21 protein-coding genes are annotated in these 17,454 nt (G+C 58.5%); 17 read left to right on the forward strand and 4 right to left on the reverse strand.

Annotated elements, in window-relative coordinates:
• Window positions 1-193 precede the first annotated feature (193 nt).
• Genes HO274_RS05180 through rng form a run of 5 tightly spaced genes read left to right on the forward strand, consistent with a single transcriptional unit; the run spans window position 194 to window position 4,415 of the window.
• The gene (locus HO274_RS05180) at window positions 194-1,459 is read left to right on the forward strand and encodes a glutamate-5-semialdehyde dehydrogenase (RefSeq protein ID WP_273121936.1); all 1,266 of its coding nucleotides are present in this window, start codon (window positions 194-196) and stop codon (window positions 1,457-1,459) included.
• Entirely contained in the window at window positions 1,456-2,106 is a 651-nt protein-coding gene (gene nadD / locus HO274_RS05185; protein WP_031595707.1) for a nicotinate-nucleotide adenylyltransferase, read from the forward strand. Before HO274_RS05180 ends, nadD begins: the two co-directional genes overlap by 4 nt.
• Window positions 2,103-2,483, forward strand: a complete 381-nt coding sequence (rsfS, locus tag HO274_RS05190; RefSeq protein WP_062187191.1) for a ribosome silencing factor — start codon at window positions 2,103-2,105, stop codon at window positions 2,481-2,483. The genes nadD and rsfS overlap by 4 nt, the downstream gene beginning before the upstream one ends.
• Window positions 2,480-2,950 carry a 23S rRNA (pseudouridine(1915)-N(3))-methyltransferase RlmH gene (rlmH, locus tag HO274_RS05195; RefSeq protein WP_031595703.1) on the forward strand — a complete coding sequence of 157 codons (471 nt, stop codon included), beginning with the start codon at window positions 2,480-2,482 and terminating at the stop codon, window positions 2,948-2,950. The genes rsfS and rlmH overlap by 4 nt, the downstream gene beginning before the upstream one ends.
• A 10-nt stretch (window positions 2,951-2,960) precedes the next feature.
• Entirely contained in the window at window positions 2,961-4,415 is a 1,455-nt protein-coding gene (gene rng / locus HO274_RS05200; RefSeq protein WP_082783056.1) for a ribonuclease G, read from the forward strand.
• Here rng and HO274_RS05205 read toward each other — a convergent pair.
• The 3 genes from HO274_RS05205 to HO274_RS05215 are packed head-to-tail and all read right to left on the reverse strand — an operon-like array spanning window position 4,408 to window position 6,463.
• Window positions 4,408-4,983 carry a YggT family protein gene (locus tag HO274_RS05205; RefSeq protein ID WP_062187192.1) on the reverse strand — a complete coding sequence of 192 codons (576 nt, stop codon included), beginning with the start codon at window positions 4,981-4,983 and terminating at the stop codon, window positions 4,408-4,410. The genes rng and HO274_RS05205 overlap by 8 nt on opposite strands.
• Window positions 4,983-5,786 (reverse strand): pyrroline-5-carboxylate reductase, encoded by an 804-nt coding sequence (gene proC, locus HO274_RS05210; RefSeq protein ID WP_273121939.1) that lies wholly within the window; start codon window positions 5,784-5,786, stop codon window positions 4,983-4,985. The genes HO274_RS05205 and proC overlap by 1 nt, the downstream gene beginning before the upstream one ends.
• Before the next feature lie 2 nt (window positions 5,787-5,788).
• A complete protein-coding gene (locus HO274_RS05215; protein ID WP_273121940.1) occupies window positions 5,789-6,463 on the reverse strand; it encodes a YggS family pyridoxal phosphate-dependent enzyme in 675 nt (224 codons plus the stop codon).
• 61 nt (window positions 6,464-6,524) lie between these two features.
• On the opposite strand from HO274_RS05215, the gene HO274_RS05220 reads away from it, so the two are divergent.
• The 12 genes from HO274_RS05220 to ptsP all read left to right on the forward strand — a co-directional run bounded on the left by HO274_RS05220 (window position 6,525) and on the right by ptsP (window position 16,787).
• The gene (locus HO274_RS05220) at window positions 6,525-6,902 is read left to right on the forward strand and encodes a gamma-butyrobetaine hydroxylase family protein (protein ID WP_031595695.1); all 378 of its coding nucleotides are present in this window, start codon (window positions 6,525-6,527) and stop codon (window positions 6,900-6,902) included.
• Between the two features lie 5 nt (window positions 6,903-6,907).
• Window positions 6,908-7,639, forward strand: coding sequence for a bifunctional demethylmenaquinone methyltransferase/2-methoxy-6-polyprenyl-1,4-benzoquinol methylase UbiE (ubiE, locus tag HO274_RS05225; protein WP_273121942.1), 732 nt, complete (start codon window positions 6,908-6,910; stop codon window positions 7,637-7,639).
• Window positions 7,636-8,214, forward strand: coding sequence for a ubiquinone biosynthesis accessory factor UbiJ (locus HO274_RS05230; protein WP_051861884.1), 579 nt, complete (start codon window positions 7,636-7,638; stop codon window positions 8,212-8,214). The genes ubiE and HO274_RS05230 overlap by 4 nt, the downstream gene beginning before the upstream one ends.
• Window positions 8,214-9,764, forward strand: a complete 1,551-nt coding sequence (gene ubiB, locus HO274_RS05235; RefSeq protein ID WP_035416993.1) for a ubiquinone biosynthesis regulatory protein kinase UbiB — start codon at window positions 8,214-8,216, stop codon at window positions 9,762-9,764. The genes HO274_RS05230 and ubiB overlap by 1 nt, the downstream gene beginning before the upstream one ends.
• A gap of 38 nt (window positions 9,765-9,802) precedes the next feature.
• Window positions 9,803-10,348, forward strand: a complete 546-nt coding sequence (locus tag HO274_RS05240) for a gamma carbonic anhydrase family protein (protein WP_031595687.1) — start codon at window positions 9,803-9,805, stop codon at window positions 10,346-10,348.
• Complete coding sequence (locus HO274_RS05245; RefSeq protein WP_273121944.1) at window positions 10,341-10,952, forward strand: alpha/beta hydrolase; 612 nt, start codon at window positions 10,341-10,343, stop codon at window positions 10,950-10,952. The genes HO274_RS05240 and HO274_RS05245 overlap by 8 nt, the downstream gene beginning before the upstream one ends.
• Before the next feature lie 24 nt (window positions 10,953-10,976).
• On the forward strand, window positions 10,977-11,396 hold the full coding sequence (locus HO274_RS05250) for a CopD family protein (RefSeq protein ID WP_031595685.1): 420 nt from the start codon (window positions 10,977-10,979) through the stop codon (window positions 11,394-11,396).
• An 8-nt stretch (window positions 11,397-11,404) separates the two neighbouring features.
• Window positions 11,405-12,559: a THUMP domain-containing class I SAM-dependent RNA methyltransferase gene (locus HO274_RS05255; RefSeq protein ID WP_273121946.1), complete on the forward strand. Its 1,155-nt coding sequence runs from the start codon at window positions 11,405-11,407 to the stop codon at window positions 12,557-12,559.
• A 109-nt stretch (window positions 12,560-12,668) separates the two neighbouring features.
• Window positions 12,669-13,358, forward strand: coding sequence for a phosphate regulon transcriptional regulator PhoB (gene phoB, locus HO274_RS05260; protein ID WP_273122278.1), 690 nt, complete (start codon window positions 12,669-12,671; stop codon window positions 13,356-13,358).
• A gap of 69 nt (window positions 13,359-13,427) precedes the next feature.
• Window positions 13,428-14,747 (forward strand): phosphate regulon sensor histidine kinase PhoR, encoded by a 1,320-nt coding sequence (gene phoR, locus HO274_RS05265; RefSeq protein WP_273121947.1) that lies wholly within the window; start codon window positions 13,428-13,430, stop codon window positions 14,745-14,747.
• 32 nt (window positions 14,748-14,779) lie between these two features.
• The gene (locus HO274_RS05270) at window positions 14,780-15,049 is read left to right on the forward strand and encodes an HPr family phosphocarrier protein (protein ID WP_273121948.1); all 270 of its coding nucleotides are present in this window, start codon (window positions 14,780-14,782) and stop codon (window positions 15,047-15,049) included.
• Window position 15,050: 1 nt separating this feature from the next.
• A complete protein-coding gene (gene ptsP, locus HO274_RS05275) occupies window positions 15,051-16,787 on the forward strand; it encodes a phosphoenolpyruvate--protein phosphotransferase (protein WP_273121949.1) in 1,737 nt (578 codons plus the stop codon).
• Here ptsP and pyrE read toward each other — a convergent pair.
• Window positions 16,768-17,424 (reverse strand): orotate phosphoribosyltransferase, encoded by a 657-nt coding sequence (gene pyrE / locus HO274_RS05280; protein WP_031595679.1) that lies wholly within the window; start codon window positions 17,422-17,424, stop codon window positions 16,768-16,770. The two genes, ptsP and pyrE, sit on opposite strands and share 20 nt — an antisense overlap.
• Window positions 17,425-17,454: the final 30 nt, after the last annotated feature.

A 17,454-nucleotide genomic window follows, 5' to 3' on the forward strand; every position in this document is an offset into this window, starting at 1 on the left:
GTGTGCGGTGGGGTCTTTGTTTCCGGATTTGTATCCCGCAGGAAGGGTTGACGATCTGGGGGCAGAAAATACCCGCCTTGGCCGAAGTCACCGCACCCTCCGAACCGACCACTGCAATAAATGGCGGAAAGTGCCGCAACCTCTTATAATGGCATTGTAAAAATCCATGTCATTTTTTTGAGTATACCGGCTCATGACCTCAGCACTTTCCACCCAACTCGATGCTTTGGGGCAACGGGCCCGCCAGGCCGCCCGTTTGGGCGCACGCGCCAGCACTGCGGCAAAAAATCAGGCGCTGCGCGCAGCAGCCCGGATTCTGCGCCGAGATCAGGAAAACCTCTTGACAGCCAATGCGCAGGACGTGGCCCATGCCCGTGCCCACGGACAGGATGCAGCCTTCATCGAGCGCCTCACCCTGACCCCCAAATCCATCGAAGCCATGGCCAGCGGACTGGAACAGATTGCAGACCTGCCTGACCCGGTGGGCGCGATTAACGGGTTGACCCGTCGTCCCTCAGGCATCGAGGTGGGGCAAATGCGGGTCCCCCTCGGCGTCATCGCCATCATCTATGAATCCCGTCCCAATGTCACCGCCGATGCCGCCGGCCTTTGCCTCAAGTCGGGCAATGCCTGTCTCCTGCGGGGAGGGTCTGAAGCGCACCATTCCAACCAGACCATTGCCCGCGCTTTGCATGAAGGTCTGGAATCCGCCCAACTCCCCACCGATCTGATTCAGGTATTACCCATGACCGACCGGGCGGCGGTGGACATTCTGGTCACTCTGACCCAATGGGTGGATGTGGTCGTCCCGCGCGGAGGAAAGGGGCTGATCCAACGCATTTCGGCCCTGGCCAGGGTACCGGTGCTGAAACACCTGCACGGCGTCTGTCATACCTACATCGATGCCGATGTGGACATTCCCATGGCCCTGCGCGTGGCAGACAATGCCAAGACCCAACGCTATGGCACCTGCAACACCATGGAAACCCTTTTGGTGCACCAGGACATTGCCTCTTCCATCCTGCCCCCCCTGGCCGCCCTGTATCAGGCCAAAGGCGTGGAACTGCGGGGGGATGAAGCGACCTGCTCGCTGATTCCCGGAGCCATCCCCGCCACGGAAGAAGACTGGTCCACCGAGTACCTGGCCCCGATCCTGTCCATTCGGGTCGTGCCCGATCTGGACGCTGCCCTCGATCATATTGCCCGGTACGGCTCCCAGCATACCGATGCCATTCTCACCCACCATTGGGAACATGCCCAACGTTTCCTGCGCGAAGTGGATTCCAGCTCCGTCATGGTCAACGCTTCCACCCGCTTTGCTGATGGCTTTGAATACGGATTGGGGGCAGAAATCGGCATTTCCACGGATAAATTGCATGCACGGGGCCCCGTTGGCCTGGAAGGATTGACCAGTCAGAAATATATCGTGCTGGGACACGGGGAAACACGCACCGGATGAAATCCATGATTGGTGTACTGGGCGGGACCTTCGACCCGATCCATGATGGGCACTTGGCCATGGCCCAATTTGCCCGTTCCCAACTGGATCTGGCCAAAGTTCTGCTGATTCCGGCGGGGTTTCCCTGGCAGCGAGAACCGCGGGCTTCCGCCGAAGACCGTCTGCGCATGGCCGAGTTGGCCATTGCCCAGCAGCCCTTCATCGAAGTGGATGCACGGGAGGTTCGCCGTCACACCCCCACCTATACCCTGGACACCCTTGAGGAATTGCGCGCATCCTATGGCAGCGATCAATCCTTTTGTCTGATTCTGGGCAGTGACGCCTTCTTCAACCTCCCCACTTGGAAAGAGTGGATGCGCGTGCTGGATCTGGCCCATGTGGCCGTGCTGTGCCGTCCAGGATTTGACCTGCCCGTGGAACACTTTACCCCCCCTCTGCGCGAAGCCTGGAATGCACGGCAGAGCAGTGTTTCAGACCTCCAGAATTCCCTTGGAGGACGAATGATTCGCCTGGAAATGCCGCCCGTTCCCATTTCCTCCACCCAGATCCGTCATGCTCTGGCCCATTCCCTCCCCTCGCTGGAGGGTTTGTTGCCCCCACCCGTGTTGAATTACATTGAAACCCACCACTTATATCGCCTCCCATGAACCCATCCCTGTCTACTGTTCCAAATTCTCTCCTGCCCACCGTACTGAACGCCCTTGAAGACATCAAAGCAAAGAATATCGAAGTTTTGGATGTTCGTGCGCTGACCAGTCTGTTTGACACCCTGGTCATTGCCAGCGCCGATTCCACCCGCCAGACCCGCGCACTGGCACACCATGTAGCAGATGAGGTTCGCAACGCCGGAAAAAAAGTTCTGAGCATGGAAGGTCTACAGAGTGGGGAATGGATCCTGGTGGATCTGGGCTCCATCATTGTTCACCTCATGCAACCCATGATCCGTGATTATTATGATTTGTCTTCCCTGTGGAAAGGCCCCCTCAGGCCAGCATCGCTCATCGCCCAGGACCTCGCTCCTTGAAATTGCGTCTGCTCACCTTGGGCCAGCGCATGCCTGCCTGGGTCACTGAGGCATCCCGGACCTACGCAGCACGCATGCCCCGTGAATTCTCCCTGGACGTGGTGGAACTGAGGGCAGCCCCCCGTCAGGACGGACGCACGCGCGAACAACTGTTGACCCGTGAAGCCGATGATCTTCTGACCACCCTGGGCAGCACCCCTTTTCATGCCCTGGATGAACGGGGCAGTCTCTGGACCACCCTGGAACTGGCCAAAAAACTGGAGCAGGCTCAGCAAACCGGGGACTCCCTGGCTTTTGTGATCGGCAGTGCCGATGGTCTTCATCCCCGCATTTTTCAGCACTCGCGCGCGCCTCTGGCGCTTTCGCGCATGACCTTGCCCCATGGTCTGGCACGGGTTTTGATGGTGGAACAACTCTACCGTGCCGTCATGATCCTGAAAGGGCACCCTTATCATCGAGACAGTTGAGGATAACCCTGTGAACAATCAGATCCTGGTCAATATCACTCCGCAGGAAACCCGCATCGCCATCATGGAGTTGGGCGTCCCCCAGGAAATTCATGTCGAACGCTCCTCGGCACGGGGAATCGTGGGAAATATCTACTGGGGACGGGTGGCCCGTATCCTGCCGGGCATGCAATCGGCCTTTGTGGATCTGGGGCTGGAACGGGCGGCTTTCCTCCATGTCGGCGATATCTGGACCCCCCGTCATACGGACAACCCTCCCCGCCCCATTGAAAAAACCCTTTCCGAAGGTCAAACCCTGCTGGTTCAGGTCATCAAGGACCCCATTGGCACCAAAGGTGCCCGTCTCTCCACCCAGATCAGCATCGCAGGCCGTTATCTGGTCTATCTCCCCCAGGAAAATCATATCGGCGTTTCACAACGGATCGAAAGTGAAGATGAACGGCAAACCCTGCGCGAACGGGTTCAAAACCTGATTCCCCACTGTACCCAAGGGGGATTCATCGTCCGCACCGTGGCCGAATCCACCTCCGACAAGGAACTTCGCCATGATCTGGAATACCTGACCCAGCTCTGGACCGAATTGCAGGCAGCCTGTCGTCAAGCCACGGCCCCCTATCTTCTGTATCAGGATCTCAGCCTGGGACAGCGGGTCATCCGCGACTTCGTGATGGAGGATACCGACCGAATCATGGTGGATTCCCGGGAAAATCATGCCAAATTAATGGAATTTGCCCAACATTATTGTCCTCATGCACTTCCCTTCCTGGAGCATTACAGCGGAGCCCGTCCGCTCTTTGATCTCTTCGGCGTGGAAGAAGAAATCGAAAAAGCCCTGTCACGCCGGGTCGACCTGAAATCAGGCGGATACCTGATCATCGACCAAACTGAAGCCATGACCACCATCGACATCAATACCGGAGGCTTCGTGGGGCACCGTAACTTCGATGAAACCGTTTTCAAGACCAACCTCGAAGCCGCTCATGCCGTTGCCCGTCAACTGCGCCTGCGCAATCTGGGGGGAATCATCATCGTCGATTTCATCGACATGGACCTGGAGGAACACCAACAGACCATTCTCGAGGAATTTCGCAAAGCCCTGGCACGGGATCGCACCCGCATCACGGTCAACGGGTTCACTTCCCTGGGCCTGATCGAATTGACCCGGAAACGCACGCGTGAAAGTTTGGCCCATGTGCTGTGCGAACCCTGCCCTTGTTGCAAAGGCAGCGCCCAACTCAAGACTCCCCAGACCGTGTGTTATGAAATCCTGCGCGAAATCGTGCGCGTTGCCCGCCAATACGACGCACGGGAGTTTCGCATCATCGCCCACCCGCTGGTCACCGATCTTTTTCTGGACGAGGAATCCCAGACCCTGGCCAATGTCAGCGACTTCATTGGCAAACCCATTACCCTGCAGACCTCCAACGATCCCAATCAGGAGCAGTACGACGTCATCTTTACATGAGGCGCTGCACCAGCATTTCCAGTGCCCCCACCCCGATCGTCAAGGAAAACTGAAAGAAAAGCATCAGAATGACGGGGCTCAGATCGATACTCCCCAGGGGTCGGATAAACCGCCGCAACACCCTCAAAAAAGGGTGGACCAATCCCTCCACGGCACCCAACAAAGGGCTATAAGGATTGATCCAGCTCAGCACCGCCAACAAAAACACGGCGGCCATCCAGACATACAGAATCTGACGCACCACTTCCACCAGGGCCAGCGCCATGCCCCAGGGCAGAAAATGCCCCACCCCGCCGCTGCCCAATCCAAGGGCAGGCAGACTCAAGCGGGAAAGGAACACGATCAGGTTCAGGAACCAGGCCCAGAACAGGGCGGATCGATCCCGCCCCGGCAAGGCAGTCAACACCGGACGAATCCAGTGCAAGGCAAACTCCGTCAAGGTCACGGCCAGTTTCATGAGCGGGTTGGGACGTTTCGGCACTACCCCTTCCAATAAATAGCGCAATACAGCCATGCTGGCAAGAAAAGTGCCCACCAGATCCACCAGCGACCTACCCCAATCGATCATCAAACCACATCCTCCAGTTCCCGCGAACGCTGAGCCGCCGCCTGTACTGCCTGTTTCAGAACCTGTGCCCAGGCCCCCTCCTCCAGTACCCGCAGCGCGGCTGCCGTGGTTCCCCCCGGAGAGGTGACACGCTGACGCAACCGGGCGGGTGCATCCTTTTCAGAACACGCCAGAAGCGCTGCGCCCCGCACCATTTCCAATACCAGGGCATGACCCATTTCCGCCGGAAGTTCCAAATCAAGCGCCGCCTGTTGCAGGGTTTCCATCAAATAAAAAACATAGGCCGGACCGCTGCCTGACAAAGCCGTCACCGCATCCATCTGGGATTCCTTGGTCAACCAGTGAACACTTCCCACGGCATGCATCATGGCCTGGACCCGCGCCCGATCCTCTTCGGACACCTCGGGAAGGGCAAAGAGTCCGGTCACCCCAGCTTGAATCAACGCCGGGGTATTGGGCATGGCACGCACCAGATTGAGATGTCCCTTCAGACCGACGCAGAGGCGTGAGGTCGTCCAGCCCGCCACGATACTGACCAGAAGTGTCGCGCCAGGCAGGGTGGGGAAATGTCCCAGAAGTTCGGTCATCTGCTGGGGCTTGATGGCCAGTACCACCGTGCTGGCCCCCCCCAGATCTGCCGGTACGGTGGAATACACCCGGATTCCCCAGCGGGCACCCAACTGCGCGGCGGTCACCTCATTCACTTCAACCACGGCGATATCGGAAAGCGCCTGACCATGGGACACCAGTCCCCCGATCAGAGCCGCCGCCATGTTGCCCCCGCCCACAAATAGAATACTCATCTTCAATTCTCCCGCCGTCCGAATAAAATCGTTCCCAGTCGCAATAGTGTAGCGCCTTCTTCCAGGGCCAGCGGATAATCTCCCGACATCCCCATGGACAGGGTATCCAGGGCATGGCCCGCCGCACGCAGCCATTCCAGTTGCTGGCGCAGCGCCGCAAAGTGACGACGAGTCGCCTCATCCCCCCCCAGCAATGGGGCCGGAGGCGCCATCAGGCCGCGCAGTATCACGCCCGGCATCTGCGCCACCGCCTCGGCCAATTCCGGGAGTTGAGCCGGACTGACGCCCCCCTTGCTGGCTTCCCCGCTGATATTGACCTGCAGACAAATAGACAGGGGAGTCTGACCTTCTCCCGCCCGAATCTCGGACAGGCGCCGAGCCTGGCCTTCTTCCGTCACACCATGAACCCAATGGAAATGGGCCGCAATGAGACGGGTTTTATTGCGCTGGATACGCCCGATGAAGTGCCACTCGAGGTCGGTACGTCCCACCTGCGCCTGCTTTTCGAGGGCCTCCTGAACATAACTTTCACCGAAAAGACGCACCCCTGCTTCGGCAGCAGCACGAATCTCGGCCACCCCTTGCCCTTTGCTCACCGCAATCACGCGAATTTCCCGCGCCGGGGTCAAGGAAGCGAGGAGTGTCCGGATTTGCTGCCATTTTGAGACATCGAACATTACAAACCATTTAGGGTATCATCACAGGTTGAGATTTTAACCTTTATTGTGGAGAATGGTTATGGCAGGTTTGGCTCCAGACACTCCCTGGCCCACGGAAATCACCCTCCAGCAGATCTCGGGGGTCCTTGATATCACCTTCAGTGATGGTCACCAATATCATTTTCCCATTGAATTTCTCCGGGTGCGCTCTCCCTCGGCAGAAGTGCGGGGCCACGGCCCCGGTCAGGAAACCCTGCAAACCGGAAAACGTCAGGTGGGTATCCAGGAAATCCTTCCGGTGGGACACTATGCCATCCAGATACACTTTACCGACGGGCATAACACGGGCATCTACTCCTGGGACTATCTCCTCGATCTGGGTCTTCACCAGGAGGAATACTGGGCCGATTACCTCAACCGTATGGAAGCTGCCGGCGCCAGCCGCGATGCCCACTGACGATCATGACGAATACCCACTTTGGTTTCCAATCCGTCGCAGAAGATGAAAAAGCCGCCAAGGTCGCTGCGGTTTTTGATTCGGTGGCTTCCCGCTACGATGTGATGAACGACCTCATGTCGGCGGGCATGCACCGTCTCTGGAAGAAGTTCACCCTGCAGATCTCCGGCGTTCGTTCCGGATACCGGGTTCTCGATCTGGCCTCGGGCAGCGGCGATCTGGCCCGGGGTTTTGCGAAAAAAACGGGCAAGGAAGGGCTGGTTGTCATGACCGACATCAACCCTGCCATGCTCAGCCGCGGACGGGACCGCGCCATCGACCAGGGATTTCTGCTCCCCACCCTGCAATGTGATGCGGAACAGTTACCCTTTCCCACCGGTTACTTCCATTGCGTCAGCGTGGCCTTCGGGCTACGTAACATGACCCACAAGGAGCGGGCCCTCGAAGAAATGTACCGGGTCCTGAAACCTGGCGGTTGTGCCCTGATCCTGGAATTCTCCAAAATCTGGGAACCGCTCAAGCCTCTCTACGACCTCTACTCTTTTCAGGTGATTCCCAAAATTGGACGATGGATCGCCAAGGATGAGGAAAGTTACCAGTACCTGGCCGAATCCATCCGCATGCATCCAGACCAGAAAACCCTGGGCACCCTGATGAACCAGGCGCGCTTCGAAAATGTCGAATGGTTCAATCTGAGTGCCGGCGTGGTGGCACTGCACCGGGGGTACAAAGAGTGATACGAGATCCGGCTCAAACCCTGTCGAAGGGGCTTCATGCCCTGTTGGATACAGCGCCCTGGGCCCTGGAACGGCTTCGCCCCTTTGCCGGACAGACCCTCATCCTGAACGTGGGTACCTGGCCCCTGTTCTTTACCATCGATGAACGCGGTTCCCTGGTGTTGAACCAGGAACGCCCCTCTGCCCCCGCCTTGACCCTCGACCTGTCGCCCTCTGCGCTGCCTCTGCTGCTTCTGCGCCCGGAGGAAGCGCTCCACCACCTGCATCTTTCAGGGAACAGCGCCCTGGCCACCGAAATCGGGTTTCTGGCCAAACATTTCCGTCCGGATCTGGAAGAATTGCTGAGTCGGGTGATGGGAGACCGGGTCGCTCATCGTCTGGGCATTTTTTTGAAACAGGGTGGCGCCTGGGCACGGGAAACGCTGTCCCGTTCCCAGAGAATGCTTCAGGAATACGCCACAGAAGAAATTCATCTGCTTCCCAGTCGGACCCAGGCGCAACGGTTCGCCCGGCAAGTCCACCAGTTGGATGAAGACCTCGGGCACCTGGAACAACGTCTGGGCAAACTGCTCTGATGCGGGTCTGGCGGGTTGTCTTCATCCTTTATGTCGTCCTGCGCTACGGCCTGGACGAACTGGTACTGGCCCATGACCGTTTGGGCCCCCTGCGCCGTCTCAGTCGTGCCTTGCTGTTCTGGCGCCGTTTCAGTACGCCCCGCGCACTGCGCCTGCGTCTGGCCCTGGAACGACTGGGGCCCATTTTCGTCAAATTCGGTCAGGCCCTCTCCACCCGACGGGATCTGATCCCCACAGACATTGCCGACGAACTGGCCCGCCTTCAGGATCAGGTGCCGCCCTTCCCCGGAGAAGAAGCCGTCCGAATTCTGGAAAAGATCTATGGACGCCCGCTCTCCCAGGTCTTTGCCGAATTCGATGTCGAACCCATTGCCAGCGCTTCCGTGGCCCAAGTCCATTTTGCCATTCTCAAGGACGGCAAAAAAGCAGCGGTTAAAATTCTGCGCCCCGATGTGGACCGCATCATCCGGCGCGACGTCGCCCTCATGCTCACCCTGGCCCGACTGCTCGAATACGGGTTCAAGGAGGCCCGGCGTCTGCGCCCGGTGGAAGTGGTGGCCGAATTTCGCAAGCATCTGTCCGACGAGTTGGACCTGATGGTGGAAGCTTCCAACGCCAGTCAGTTGCGCCGCAATTTCTCCGACCGGCGCCTGCTCATCATCCCCGAAGTCTACTGGGATTACTGCGATACCCGAGTGATGGTCATGGAACGCATGTTCGGCATGCCCATCAGTCAAGTGGATCGACTGCGCGCACAGGGCGTGGATATTCCAAAGTTGGCGCGGGATGGCGTGGAAATCTTCTTTACCCAGGTTTTCCGGGATGGATTTTTTCATGCCGACATGCATCCGGGCAATATCCAGGTGGCCGAGGACGGACGTTACATCGGCCTGGATTTTGGCATCATCGGCACCTTGACCACCGAGGACAAAAGCTATCTGGCACAAAATTTTCTGGCGTTTTTTCAACGGGACTATCAACGGGTGGCAGAAGCCCATATCGAAGCCGGATGGGTCCCCGCCCATACCCGCTCCAACGAGTTCGAATCGGCCATTCGCTCGGTGTGCGAACCCATTTTTGACAAACCCCTGCGCGAAATTTCCTTTGGCAAGGTACTGTTGCGCCTCTTTCAGGTTTCCCGCCGCTTTCAGATGGAAATTCAACCCCAACTGGTCCTGCTGCAAAAAACCCTGCTGAATGTGGAAGGCCTGGGGCGGGATCTCGACCCCGAACTGGATCTGTGGAAAACCGCCAAACCTTTTCTGGAACGCTGGATGAGCGAACAGGTCGGCTGGCGGGGGCTGGTCAAGGCCGTCAAACGGGAAGGCGGGCAATGGGTCACCCTGGTCCCCCAACTTCCCCGTCTGATTCATCGCGCCCTCGAGGAAAACGTCCAACAAAACGCCCTGGCAGAGGAAGTGGCGCGGTTGCGTCAGCAACATCATCAAACCCAGCGCTGGATGATCTTCCTGATCACGGGAATGGGAATCCTCTTTGGAATTTTGCTGGCGCTGGCCTGGATGATCTGGATGGATGGTCCGGCCAATTAGTGTCCACTCTTTTCTTCTCAACTCATGGATGACCGACTATGCGCTATCGTCTGGGCTCGGATGCCCCTCAAGTTTCTCCCTCGGCCTTCATTGAAGAAAGCGCCACCCTCATCGGCAAGGTCTTTCTGGAGGCCGAGGCCAGCGTATGGTGCCAGGCAGTTCTGCGGGGCGACAATGAACCCATTCATATCGGACGACGCAGTAATGTGCAGGATGGTGCACTGCTCCATACCGACCCTGGGGCCCCCCTCACCGTGGCAGAAAATGTCAGTATCGGACATGGGGCGGTGCTGCATGGCTGTACGGTGGGTGCCGGTTCGCTGATCGGAATCCGGGCGGTGGTTCTGAATCATGCCGTCATTGGAAAGAACTGCCTGATCGGTGCCAATGCCCTGATCACCGAGGGCAAGCAGATCCCCGATAACTCCCTGGTGGTGGGGAGTCCCGGACGGGTCATCCGCACCCTGAACGCGGAGGAGATTGCTGGACTGGCACACAATGCCGATGTGTACGTGGACCGTGCCGAACAGTTCCGGAACACCTGTGTGCGTCTTCCAGACCCCCTCGCCCCTGAGCATGAGTGATTTCTCCTCTGAAACCCGTTTGATCCCCGGTCCCGCCGGCCTTCTGGAAACCGTCATCGATCGTCCCCCAGGCTCTGCCCGTGGTTTGGCCCTGGTGGCCCACCCCCATCCACTGTTTGGCGGCACCCTGAATAACAAGGTCACCCAGACTCTGGCCCGCGCCTTTACCGGTCTGGGTTACGTCACCTGGCGCATGAACTTTCGGGGCGTGGGCAACAGTACCGGAAACTTCACCCAGGGACGGGGCGAAACGGAAGACTGGCTGGCCCTTCATGCGCTGGCCCTGCAGGAAACGGCGGGTGAATCCTTGCTTCTGGCAGGGTTTTCCTTTGGGGCCTTCGTCATGAGCGAGGTTGCCCGCACTCTGCCTTGCCAGCGTCTGGTTCTGGTGGCCCCTGCGGTGGGTCATTTTCCCGTGGGCACCGTTTCACCCCAAACCCTTGTCGTACATGGAGAGCGAGACACCACCGTGCCTCTGGCGGAGGTGCTGCACTGGGCCGAACCCCAGGACCTCCCCGTTCTGGTGATTCCTGGCGCCGACCATTTCTTTCATCAACGCTTGATCCTGTTGCGCAACTGGGTTAGTCTGATCTGTCGTTCCTGACCTTCCTTCGAGAAACCTGTGCTGCTGCTTTCGATCAAATCCTTCCATATCATGGCCATGGTGACCTGGTTTGCCGGACTGTTCTACCTCCCTCGCCTCTTCGTCTATCACGCACAATGCCCGGAATCGGATACACTGGGACGGGAACGCTTCAAGATCATGGAGCGCAAATTATTCTGGGGCATCACCACCCCGGGTGGCGTATTTACCCTTCTTTCCGGTTTGTTCATGGCCTTTGGACTGGATGACCGGGGCGGCTGGCTGTATGCCAAACTGGCCCTCGTAACCTTGCTGGTGGCCTATCATGTCTGGTGCGGTGCCCTGGTCAAAGCCTTTGCCCGGAACCTCAGCGCCCACGGCCATGTCTGGTACCGCTGGTTCAACGAATTTCCGGTACTGGTTCTCATCCCCGTGGTCATTTTGGCGGTCTTCAAACCCTTCTGAGTCTTTCCATGAATCCTCTCAACCAATTTTTTTTCTGCCCCTGCCCGCGCGGACTGGAAGACGTACTGTCCCAGGAACTGGCTTCCCTGGGGGCTCAGGACATTACGCCCCGGGACTCCGGTGTGGGCTTCACGGGAAGTTACCGCCTGGCCATGGGCGTCAATCTGGAAAGCCGCCTCGCCAGTCGGGTTCTCTGGCAAGTGGCCAAGGGCACCTATCATTCCGAACAGGATCTTTACGATCAGGCCATGGCCTTGCCCTGGAGTGACTGGTTCTACGTGGAACAAACCCTGAAGGTGGATACCCGGGCCCATCATTCTCCCTTGCGTAGTCTGGATTTTGCCACGCTCCGCATCAAGGATGCCATCTGCGACCACTTTCGCGCGCAACAGGGTCAGCGTCCTTCCATCGATACCCATCAACCGGAAATCCGCGTCTATCTGTTTCTGGATGCCACCCATTTCACCCTGTCTCTGGATACCTCGGGCGATGGGCTATTCAAACGCGGGACACGACCAGAGGCCGGGGATGCCCCCCTGAAACGCAACCTGGCAGCGGGCCTGCTGGCTCTGGCCCAGTGGCAACCGGGTCTGCCCCTGCTGGATGCCTTCTGCGGCGCAGGCACGATCCTGCTGGAGGCAGCGGAGCAGAGTCTGCAGCGCGCGCCGGGACTGAACCGCTCCTTTGCCTTTGAACATCTGCGTTCGTGGCCGGTGACCCAGCATTGGCCCGCCTTGCTCGAGGAAGCCCATGCCCGTGCCCTGCCGCCTACCCCTTTACCCCTGTGGGGTCAGGATCTGAAGGGCGATGCCCTGGAACTCACCCGTCTCAATCTGGCTGCTGCCGGACTGGAAGGGTGTGTGAGCCTGAAGCAGGTCAACGTGCTGGAGTCTTCCCCTCCCTGTCCTTCGGGGCTGCTCCTCAGCAACCTGCCCTATGGGGTGCGGCTCGGAGAACAGGCAGAGTTGTCCCTGTTCTATCCCGCTCTGGGCAATACCCTGAAACAGCGTTATGCCGGCTGGACGGCCTGCCTGTTCAGCGCTGACCTGACGCTCCCCAAATCCCTGCATCTCAAGGTCACGCGCCGTACCCCCCTGTACAATGGTGCCCTCGAATGTCGCCTGTTCCGCATTCCCCTGGTGCAAGGGTCAAACCGCTCCTGAAGGGAAGAAGTGCGCCCGCGTCTTGCTGTAATATGACAGTCACATGAGGGGTGTATAACACTTCCTCATGGACACGCATATCGATTTAATTCCCCCTATGGAGGCGAATTTGGGAGCCCATATTCTGGTCGTGGAAGACGAGGTTGCCATTCAGGAATTGATCACCCTCAATCTGGCTCAGGCCGGTCACGAAACCGAGGTCGCCGCCAACGGACTGGAGGCCCTTTCGCGCGTACAGGACATGCTTCCCGACCTGATTCTGGTGGACTGGATGTTACCGGGCATGAGCGGACTGGATTTGGTCCGGCGCCTGCGCGCCCACCAGCGGACACAGCGCGTCCCCATCATCATGCTGACGGCACGGGTGGATGAATCGGACAAATTGCTCGGACTGGAATCCGGCGCGGACGATTACATCACCAAGCCCTTCTCGATTCGGGAACTGAATGCGCGCATCAAAGCCGTGTTGCGTCGGCGCGCCCCCCAGATAACAGAGGATCCGGTCCTCTTCAAGACCCTGTCTCTGGACCCCACCACCCACCGGGTGCACGCCGGGGGCACAGAGATCCCTCTGGGACCCACCGAATTCAAGTTGCTTCATTTTTTCATGACCCACCCGGAGCGGGTCTATTCCCGGACCCAGATTCTCGATCATGTCTGGGGAGATCACGTTTTCATTGAAGAACGCACAGTGGATGTCCACATCCGCCGTCTCCGCCTGGCCCTGGAAACCACCGATCATGACCGGTTTCTGCAAACCGTTCGGGGAGCGGGTTACCGCCTGACATCCCTCACCTGAGCAGATTCCCCCTAACCCCGGCGTGGATGATACTCTCTAGTCTTCAAGTTTTTTTCAGGTTGATGGATCATGCGGTCGTTTGTCAAATACGTCCTGGGGGTTCTCGTCACGGTTCTGGTCTTATGTGCCGGGATCACCGCTCTTTGGGGCTGGTCCTGGGGCCTGGGACTGCTGGCCCTGTTCATGGGTGCCGTGGCGGCACGGGATGCCTGGAAGTTACAAACCCTGCACCACTGGCTTCAGGAACAGCAACTCTCTCCGGGATACCAGCCGGGACGAACCTGGGAACAGGTTTTCGGACGGTTGCATTCCCTGGAGAAACGCATCGATGAGAACCAGATCCGCCGGAAGGAGGCCATCGAACGTTTCCAGCAGGTCCTGACCCTGCTGCCCAGCGGAATCGTGATCCTCGATCAAACCCACCGTATTCTCTGGTGCAATCCTGCTGCAGAAGCTCATTTACAGATTTACCTGGAGCAGGATCGAGGTCAAAGTCTGTCCTATCTCATCCGCCAAACCGAATTCCAGAACTTCCTGGACCAGAAACCAGCCCCCGACCAACGCTGTATCCTGCATCGACGCGCCCAACAGGACCTCTCCCTGGCCTTGCAACTCATTCCTTACAGCATCGACGAACGGATGCTGGTCACCCAGGACATCACCCAATGGGAACGGGACGAAAAAGTACGACGGGATTTCGTGGCCAATGTTTCCCATGAACTGCGCACTCCCCTCACCGTAGTGGGGGGGTTCATCGAAACCCTGCAAGACAGTGACCCACTGCCGCCCGCCACACAGGAACGCATTTTTCAGATCATGGAAACCCAAACCGACCGGATGCGCCGACTGGTGGAAGAATTGCTCTCCCTGTCCCGTCTGGAAAGCCAAACCGGAGTCGCGCCGCTCACCCCCATTCCCCTTTCCGCCTTGCTCACTCCAATGCTGCTGACTGCCCACCAGTTGAGCCAAGGGCAGCATACCATCGATACCCAGGGTGATTTCGATCATCGTATCCTGCTGGGAATCGAATCGGAACTCTCGAGCGCCTTCGGTAACCTGGTGGCCAATGCAGTGCGCTATACCCCGCCGGGAGGACAAATCACGCTGTCCTGGCGGGAAGAAGGGGAAGAGGGGATTTTTACGGTACAGGACACGGGCATTGGCATCGCTGCCGAACATATTCCCCGTCTCACGGAACGCTTCTATCGGGTGGATCAGGCCCGCTCCAGGGATACCGGGGGGACGGGCCTGGGATTGTCCATTGTCAAGCAAATCGCCCTGCATCACGATCTCACCCTCATCGTTGACAGTCAGCCGGACAAAGGCAGCACTTTTGCCCTTCGTTTTCCTGCCCATCGTCTGGGACTGCCCGAAAACGAACGGCCCTGATAGAATGGAAAGACTTTTCCCAGAGACCCGCCATGCCTTCCCAGGATATCCAGATCATCAACAAACTCGGGCTCCATGCCCGTGCTTCCGCCAAATTATCGCAAACCGCCTCGGCCTATCCCTGTGAGGTCCGGATCGGACGCAATGGACGACAGGTCAATGCCAAGAGCATCATGGGCGTCATGATGCTGGCGGCAGGACGGGGTAGTTGGGTCACGCTGGAAACCTGCGGAGAAAAAGAAACGGAAGCACTCCAGGCGCTGGCCACTTTGATCGAAAACTGTTTCGACGAGGGAGAATGAGATGAGTTTTGCGCTTCATGGCAGCGCAGTCGCCCACGGCATTGCCATCGGACGGGCGCACCTGTTTTCCCAAACCACTCTGGAAGTCACCCGCTATATCGTGCTTCCCGAGCAGCGCCCTGCCGAGATTCAACGCTTCGAACAGGCTCTGCACCAAGTCACCCAGGAACTCGAAGAACTAGAACGGCAAATCCCGCTCGGGGCCCCTGCCGAAATGGCAACCTTTCTGCAATTACATCGACTCATCCTGAAGGATGAGATGCTGGCACGCACGCCCAAGCAGTGTATTCAAACCCAGGGCTGCAATGCCGAATGGGCATTGAAACAACAACTGGACAACCTGATCCGTCAGTTCGAAGAAATGGAGGACCCCTACCTGCGCCAACGTCGGGACGATATCTGGCAAGTGGGCGAACGCGTGCTCAAGGCACTGATCGGACAACCTGCGCCAAACCTCCCCGCCCATCACGAAGCGGCAGACCGAATTCTGGTGGCCCACGACCTGAGCCCGGCAGATATGGTTCTGTTCAAGGAACACCCCTTCCAGTCCTTCATTACCGATATTGGCGGGGCGACTTCCCATACCGCCATTCTGGCACGCAGCCTCGGAATTCCCTCCGTCGTGGCCCTTCACCATGCCTGGCAAATGATTCGCGAAGGAGAACTCCTGATCGTGGACGGCATGGCGGGGGTCGTCATCGTAAATCCGGACAACCAGATTCTGGCCGAATATCGCCTGCGTCAGGAACAATGGTCTCTGGAACGGCAAAAACTGAAGCGTCTACGCACCACCCGTGCCACCACACTGGATGGAACGCCCATCGAACTGCTCGCCAATATCGAGATGCCCGGAGACGTGGATGCCGTCAAAAAAAGCGGCGCACGGGGCATCGGCCTGTTCCGCACCGAATTCCTGTTCATGAACCGTTCCAGCCTGCCAGGCGAAGAGGAACAATTTCATGCCTATCGACAAGTCGCCGAGGCCTTGCGTGGACTGCCCGTCACCATTCGCACCCTCGATATCGGTGCCGACAAACCCGTGGAACCCAGCGGCATCGTTTCCACCCTGAACCCGGCGCTGGGACTACGGGCCATTCGTTACTGCCTCGCCGAACCCCAGATTTTCCTGACTCAAATCCGCGCCATTCTGCGCGCTTCTCACTTTGGTCAGGTCCAGATGCTCCTGCCCATGCTCTCCAGCCGCTCCGAATTGCTCCAGACCCTGACCCTGGTGGAACAGGCCAAGGCCGAACTCACCCAACAAGCCATTCCCTTCAATCTTCATCTCCCCATTGGCGGAATGATCGAGGTTCCGGCGGCGGCCCTGGCCCTCCCCCTGTTTCTGGACAAACTGGACTTTTTGTCCATTGGCACCAATGACCTGATTCAGTATACCCTGGCCATCGACCGCACCGACGATGCGGTGGCGCATCTTTTTGACCCGCTCCATCCGGCGGTCCTGATGCTCATTGCCCATACCCTGCGCACCGCCCAGAAAGCCGGCAAACCCATTGCCATCTGCGGGGAAATGGCCGGCAACCCCACCATGACCCGTTTGCTTCTCGGCTTCGGTCTGCGTGAATTCTCCATGCATCCCGCTCACCTGCCCGAAGTCAAGCAGGTCATTCTGAAAACCAGCCTGGCCGACCTCCAGAACCCGGTGAAGCGCATGCTCTCCACCCATGATCCCGACAAACTGGAGGAAATTCTGACCCGCCTCAATCAGCAGGTGTGCTGATACCATACTGCTGGCGATAGGCGTGCACACGCCCGAGGGTCTCGATCTGGGTTGAATCCCTGGCCAGATGGGCCACCAGATGATCGAGGGTCGCCACGCTACAGACAGGGAGCCCCCATTGGTGGGTTACTTCCTGAGTGGCGGACAGTTCAGCCTGACCCCGTTCCATGCGATCCAGGGCAATCACCACCCCTGCCGGCAGGGCTTGGACCTGGTTGAGCAGAACCACCGATTCGCGCACGGAGGTCCCGGCTGAAATTACATCATCCACGATCAATACGCGCTTCCCCTGTGGGTCAGCCCCCACCAGAACACCGCCTTCTCCATGATCCTTGGCTTCCTTGCGGTTGTAGGCAAAGGGCACATCCCGTCCCCGGCGGGCCAGCGTCAGGGCGATGCCCGCCACCAGGGGAATTCCCTTGTAGGCCGGTCCGAAGAGAAGATCGAAGGGAGGCGCCTGAGCCTCGATGGCATCGGCATAAAATTCGCAGAGAGTTGCCAGGGCCGCCCCCGTATTGAACAACCCGGCGTTGAAAAAATAGGGCGACAGGCGCCCCGCCTTGGTCTTGAACTCACCAAACCGAATCACCTGCCGCTCCACGGCAAAGGCGATGAAACGCTCAGAAAAATCACTCACTCCAATCTCCCATGACTCCAATAGTCGGTT

This window comes from Ferrovum myxofaciens (genome assembly GCF_013181415.1).
Classification (GTDB): domain Bacteria; phylum Pseudomonadota; class Gammaproteobacteria; order Burkholderiales; family Ferrovaceae; genus Ferrovum; species Ferrovum myxofaciens.